Source organism: Cereibacter changlensis JA139, from assembly GCF_003034985.1.
Classification (GTDB): domain Bacteria; phylum Pseudomonadota; class Alphaproteobacteria; order Rhodobacterales; family Rhodobacteraceae; genus Cereibacter; species Cereibacter changlensis.
Genome location: NZ_PZKG01000355.1, coordinates 1 through 1151, shown reverse-complemented (window position 1 = coordinate 1151; position 1151 = coordinate 1). Strand labels below are relative to the sequence as shown.

The following is a 1151-nucleotide window of genomic DNA, read 5'->3' as shown; positions in this document are numbered from 1 at the left end:
TCCGGGATCTTCCGCTATGCCACCGACAGGGGCTACCCGCTGGCCCTGGCGCAGACCATGGCGATGAACACGCTGGTGGTGCTGGAGATCTTCCACCTGTTCTTCATCCGCAACCTCCACGGCGCCTCGCTGACCTGGGCCGCGGCGCGGGGCACAAAGGTGGTCTGGGCCGTGGTCGCCACCGTCGCCGTCGCGCAATCGGCGGTCACCTACCTGCCGCCCTTGCAGGCGGTGCTGGGCACGAGGCCGGTCCCGCTGATGGACGGCCTCCTGATCCTCGCCATCGGCGCCGCCTTCTTCGCGCTGATCGAAATCGAGAAGCAGATCCGGCTGGGGTTGAAAGGGTGACGCTCGACCGGGCTAGAGAGCTTCATGGGGCAGGCCTATGCTGCTTGTTCCGACAACATGCGGCTCTTCCTCGATGCGGTGAAGGGGGCTCGACGCCTGCCCGATCCGATCCATTTCGCCCGCGCAGCATATCTGATGCTGCGAGAGCTGGGGATCAATCTGCCCGCCTGAGATGATGCCTGCGCCACCCTGGGACCAATGCAAGCCGCACTGTCGAAGTGTTCTGGTCCTGCCTTCTGCTTATCAGATCGCCGACCTCGCCGACCTTGCCGGCTCTCCGGGCTCGGCCCGGCAGATCATGACGGCGCCAACCAGCGTCTCCTGAACGACGCCTCGCGCGGTATCTCCTTTGAATTGCAGGTGAAATCGTATCGCGTCCTCGCGGGGGCTTCCGAAGAAAAGTCTTCTCTTTCAATGGCTGAAATCGCCTTCTCTATCCTCTTGCTTAACACGATAAAGTCTGTCGTTATTATCGTAGAATTGCAGTGCTGCCAATCCGGCATGACAGGAGGCGACGATGCAGATGACAGCCGAGTTCCGTCAGGAGTTCCCCCGAGAGGGGATGCGGGGCCGCTACGGCCTCGGCGAGGACGCCGAGGGGCCGGCCCCGGTGTGGCGCGTGCTTCCGGGTAGGGAGGGGCTGTGATGTTCGAGTTCACCACGATCGGCGTCGGCCGCTTCACCCGCTTTTCCAACCCAGAACCCAGAGACCCACAGGAGACTTTGCAGATGCATGACCAGGTAACCGATACCCCGGCTCAGGCGCGGACAGAGACCCAGGCCGGGGCGGTCGCCCGGCCCAA

General features: G+C 63.6%; 3 protein-coding genes. All 3 read left to right on the top strand.

The features are described from left to right. A partial coding sequence (locus tag C5F48_RS24010; protein WP_181247782.1) for a cation transporting ATPase C-terminal domain-containing protein occupies positions 1 to 348 on the top strand: 348 nt, incomplete at its 5' end. Between the two features lie 24 nt (positions 349 to 372). After that, on the top strand, positions 373 to 519 hold the full coding sequence (locus C5F48_RS25515; RefSeq protein ID WP_170139784.1) for a hypothetical protein: 147 nt from the start codon (positions 373 to 375) through the stop codon (positions 517 to 519). A 346-nt stretch (positions 520 to 865) separates the two neighbouring features. Continuing rightward, complete coding sequence (locus C5F48_RS26320; protein ID WP_258186588.1) at positions 866 to 994, top strand: hypothetical protein; 129 nt, start codon at positions 866 to 868, stop codon at positions 992 to 994. Positions 995 to 1151: the final 157 nt, after the last annotated feature.